The following is a 4,739-nucleotide window of genomic DNA, read 5'->3' on the forward strand; positions in this document are numbered from 1 at the left end:
TGGTGGTGGTGCGGCGGGGGACCGCATCGGCTGCTCGAATCTTGCAGCCCATGCTGAAATTTGCCGAAAGGTTACAAGCGTGTTGCAACGGCTGTCAATGTATGGATGGTGATCACTGTCCATGGTGGCCGCTACACGCGTCCCGGCGTCGCTCGGTTCGATCCGGCCCAGAAATTTCCATCCCGGGGTGATCCGCTCGCCCCGCCCGTCCGTACTGGATGGGGGAGCAGGGGTCGGCCGGTGGTACGCCGCCGCGAGACGATCGAGGAGCAGATGGCCCGGGCACAGCAGAACCAGAAGGCGGGCACCGTCCGGACCAGCGAGAGCAGTCGGGGGGTACGCACCAGGTCGCGGGGCGCGACAACCGCGCTTATCGCGTCGGCGCTCGCCGCGCTCTGGGCGGCGACCATGCTGACCGGCGCCGGTCAGACGGCGTACGCGTACGGCTTCTTCTTTACCGAGTTCTTCGCCGGGGTGGTGGCCCTGGTGTCGTTGAGCCTCACCGTGATGCTCGGCCTGCTCGCCACCGACCGGCTGGTGCTGGGCATCTCGCACCGGGTGCTGATGCAGTCGGCGCACCGGGCCACCGGCGTGCTCGGTGTGGCCGGGCTGGCGTTCCACGTCCTGACCAAGATCGCCACCGGTCGGGCTGCGGCCACGGACGCCCTGGTGCCGTTCGTCGGTGGCCGGGGGCTCTACGTCGGCCTCGGCACGGTGGCCGCACTGCTGATGGTCAGCGTGATCTGGACCGGCATCATCCGGGCCCGCTTCGCAGGCGTCGGTCCGAAGTGGCTGTGGCGCGCGCTGCACTCCACCGCGTACCTGGCCTGGCCGTTCGCTGTCTTCCACGGCCTCAACGCCGGTCGGGCCGCAGCGCCCTGGGTGATGTTCAGCTACCTGGGCTGCATTCTGCTGGTGGTGCTGGCCCTGCTGGTCCGGTTCTCGGTCACCATCGGTCGGCGCAGCCGCGAGCAGCACCAGGCAGCGGTGCGCAACGCGGTGATGGCCGGCCGGGCCGAGGAGGCGAAGACCGCCAGATCGCTGCTGGCCGGGTTGGGTCGGCGCCCGAAGGCCGCCGACAAGCGTCCCGCCTGGGCGGAGGCCACCACCGCCACGTGGACCGCCCCGCCGGCGGCCCGGCGGCGCGACCCCGAGCGGTTCACCGTCCCCGTGGTGCCCGAGCCCGGCTCACTCGCCGAGCCCGCGCGGCCCAGCCGCCGTCGGGAGGAGGAGCCGGCGCCCGCCCGCCGTCGACGCGACGAGGCGGAGGTGACCGGCCGCCGCTCGACCCGCCGTGGCGCGCAGGACACCGGCACCAGTCGACGCGACGAGGAGGAGTTGGAGCCGGTGACCCGGCGACGCGGGTCGCGTACCCGCGACCGGGACGAGGAGACGGCCCCGCCCCGGCGGCGACGCGCCGAGGAGCCGGCCGCCGAGCGGACCAGCCGCCGATCCCGCTCCGAGGACGACGGCACCCGCTACTCGGTGCCGCCGCAGCGGACGCTCGACGAGGCCGAGGAGCCGTGGGACAGCCCGCGCCGGTGGCAGGCCGCCGAGCCGATCTCGGCCGGCCCGATCTCCGCCGAGCCGATCTCCGCCGGCCCGATCTCGGCGGCGCCGCGCAGCGGCAGCGGTCGGCACAGCGCCGAGGACGACCTGCCGGAGGAGCCTGACTACTGGCGCCCGCCGGCCCGGTACGTGCCGGACGAGGACGCGCCTCCCGTGGACGACACCCCGACCCTGGTCGACCTGGCGTCCCGCCGGGCCCGCCGGGCCGAGGGCCGCGCCGCCAAGCGCCGCAAGGCCAGCGCGGACGCCGTCGACGGGGCGTACTGGGCCGGGCTGCGGGGTGAGGCCAAGTGATGCGGACGACCGTGCCCCCGGTCGCCTGCGTCGGCGAGCCACGGCTGACCGCCGGCTTCGCCGAGTTCGGGCGGCTCGACCTGGCCGCGCACGAGGAGGTGCACGGGCCGATCGGCCCGATGGAGCCCGCGCAGCTGCTCCGGCTCGCCGAGGGCATGCAGCTCAAGGGCAAGGGCGGGGCGGGTTTCCCGTTCGCCCGCAAGATGCGCGCGGTGCTGGAGTCCTGCGAGCGGCAGGACCTCGCCGCCGTCGTGGTGGTCAACGCCAGCGAGGGGGAGCCGGCCAGCTGGAAGGACAAGGTGCTGCTGACCCGCGCTCCGCACCTGATCCTGGACGGCGCGGCGCTGGCCGCGTACGCGCTGGACGCCGACGAGATCGTGATCGGTGTGGCGGACGACGGGGTCGGCCGGGATTCGCTGATGGAGGCCCTCGACGAGCGCCGGATGCCGGTGCAGACGACCATCGTCACCGTGCCGCACCGGTTCATCTCCGGCGAGGGCGGCGCACTGGTCAACGGCATCAACGGCCTGCCGCACATCCCGCCGGGCACCAAGAAGCGCTCCAGCGACTCCGGGGTCAGCGGCCTACCCACCCTGCTGTCCAACGCCGAGACGTTCGCCCAGCTCGCTGTCGGCGCCCGACTGGGCCCGTACGAGTACGCGGCGCTGGGCACCGACGACGAGCCGGGCACGGTGCTGCTCACCGTGACCGGCGCGGCGGGTCGACCGGCCGTGGTGGAGTGCACCGCGGGGATGCCGCTGCGCGACGTCCTCGACCTGTGCGAGGTGCCGGACGTGCAGGGCATCCTGATGGGCGGCTACCACGGCAAGTGGATCACCTCGGAGGCGGCGGAGAAGGCCGAGGTGTCCCGCAAGGGCCTCGCCGCGGTGGGCGGCACCCTCGGCGCGGGCATCATCGTCCCGCTCGGGCTCGACACCTGCCCGCTCGGTGAGGCCGCCCAGGTGGTGCGCTACCTGGCCGGCGAGTCCGCCGGCCAGTGCGGGCCGTGCAAGATGGGCCTGCCGGATCTGGCCCGCGCCGTGGACCTGGCCGTCGCCGGCAGCCAACCGGCGGACGTGGTCCGCGCCGCCGCCGGCGAGGTGAAGGGCCGGGGCGCGTGCAGCCACCCCGACGGCACCGCCCGGTTCGCGCTCTCCGCGATCGAGGTCTTCAGCGAGGACCTGCGGCTGCACAGCACCGGCGACGGCTGCGGCAGGCGGGTCAAGGGCGTGATGGGGCTGCCCGGCGCACCGGATCCCAACCCGCAGAAGCTCACCCTGGACTGGTCCCGATGCGACGGGCACGGGCTCTGCGCCCACGTGGTGCCGGACTTCATCCGGCTCGACGCGAACGGATATCCCGCCTTCCCGACGACTCCCGTGCCGACCTGGCTGCGCGAGGGCGCGCTGAAGGCGGTCAAGGTGTGCCCGGAGCTGGCACTCCGACTCGCCAAGGCCGAGTAGGAACGGCACACACCCACACCCTGTCGAACGGAGAAGCGGATGCGGTTGCGGATCGGGCGGACAACGGCGCGCGCCGCCACCGCCGGGGCGCTCGTCATGGCCCTGTTCGGCACTGCCGCCTGCACGGGCACCGCGCCGGGTGGGCCCGCCGCCGCCGGATCAGCCCCGGCCTCGACCGGCCCGCCGCCCGCGCCGACCGACCCGGCGACCGGTGCGCCGCCCGCCGCCCCGGCGCGGGTCCCTGACGTTCTGCGCTTCACCGGCACCACACTCGGCGGGGCCCCGTTCGACGCGGCGCGGCTCGCCGGCAAGCCGGTGGTGCTGTGGTTCTGGGCGCCGTGGTGCGCCACCTGCGCCAGCCAGGCGTGGACGGTGGCCGAGGTCGCGCCGAAGTACCGGGACACCGTCCCGATCGTCGGCGTCGCCGGGCTGGGCGAGCAGAAGGCGATGAAGGAGTTCGTCACCGAGTTCGACCTCGGCGGGACGCCGCAGATCGACGACCGGGCGGGCGCGATCTGGCGCCGGTTCAAGGTGACCGAGCAGAGCATCTTCGTGATCATCGACCGGGACGGCAGGGTCGTGCACCAGGGCTTCCTGGACGGTGAGGCGCTGAGCGCCCGGGTCGCCGCACTGGCCGGGGCGTGACCGCCGCACTGCTGCTCGCGCTGACCGCCGGCATGCTCGGCGCGGTCAACCCGTGCGGCTTCGCGTTGCTGCCCGCGTACCTCTCGCTGTTGGTCGCCGGGGCGTCGGACACCCGCGGCGCGGTCGGCCGCGCGCTCACCGCGGCGGCCGGGCTCACCCTGGGGTACGTGCTGGTCTTCGGTGCCTTCGGCCTGGCGCTCGCGCCACTGGCCGGCTGGCTGCGGCCCCGGCTGCCGTGGTTGACCGTGACCCTCGGCGTGCTGCTGCTGGTGGCCGGCTGCTGGCTGCTCGCCGGCCGGCGACTGCCCGCCCCCGGCTGGTCCGCCCGAGCACCCCGGCTGACCCGGTCCTGGCCGTCGATGGCGCTGTTCGGCGCCGCGTACGCGCTGGCGTCGCTTGGGTGCGCCATCGCGCCGTTCCTGGCCATCGTGGTGACCAGCCTCCAGGCCGGCTCGACCGGGCGGGGGTTGGCCCTGTTCGGGGCGTACGCCCTGGGGATGGGTCTGGTGGTCGCGGTCGCCGCGCTCGGCGTGGCCCTGCTGCGCGACGGACTGGTGGCCCGGTTACGTGGCGCCGGCGCCCTGGTGCCCCGGCTCAGTGGCCTGGTGCTGCTGCTCGCCGGCGGCTACGTCGCCTGGTACGGCTGGTACGAGCTACGGCTGGCCGCCGGCCGCCGCGACGCCCTCCAGGACCCGGTGATCCGAGCGGCGGCCGAGCTGCAACACAGCCTCTGTCGCTTATACACATCTGACGCTGCCGACGATAAGG

4 protein-coding genes are annotated in these 4,739 nt (G+C 74.3%); all 4 read left to right on the top strand.

The window, feature by feature from the left end; all coding sequences use genetic code 11:
* Positions 1–240 precede the first annotated feature (240 nt).
* Positions 241–1,863 (top strand): hypothetical protein, encoded by a 1,623-nt coding sequence (locus FHG89_RS00790; RefSeq protein WP_244295067.1) that lies wholly within the window; start codon positions 241–243, stop codon positions 1,861–1,863.
* Positions 1,860–3,326 carry an NADH-quinone oxidoreductase subunit NuoF family protein gene (locus tag FHG89_RS00795; protein ID WP_139581963.1) on the top strand — a complete coding sequence of 489 codons (1,467 nt, stop codon included), beginning with the start codon at positions 1,860–1,862 and terminating at the stop codon, positions 3,324–3,326. The genes FHG89_RS00790 and FHG89_RS00795 overlap by 4 nt, the downstream gene beginning before the upstream one ends.
* Positions 3,327–3,365: 39 nt before the next feature.
* Positions 3,366–3,971: a redoxin family protein gene (locus tag FHG89_RS00800; protein ID WP_139581965.1), complete on the top strand. Its 606-nt coding sequence runs from the start codon at positions 3,366–3,368 to the stop codon at positions 3,969–3,971.
* Positions 3,968–4,739: cytochrome c biogenesis CcdA family protein (locus tag FHG89_RS00805; protein WP_139581966.1), on the top strand; the 772-nt coding region annotated here is incomplete at its 3' end. The genes FHG89_RS00800 and FHG89_RS00805, both read left to right, overlap by 4 nt.

Origin of the sequence: Micromonospora orduensis, from assembly GCF_006228125.1 — a bacterium.
GTDB lineage: Bacteria > Actinomycetota > Actinomycetes > Mycobacteriales > Micromonosporaceae > Micromonospora > Micromonospora orduensis.

What these genes read in the sequence shown, in the direction of transcription:
- FHG89_RS00800 (WP_139581965.1), top strand. Translation starts at nt 3,366, where the DNA reads ATGCGGTTGCGGATCGGGCGGACAACGGCGCGCGCCGCCACCGCCGGG.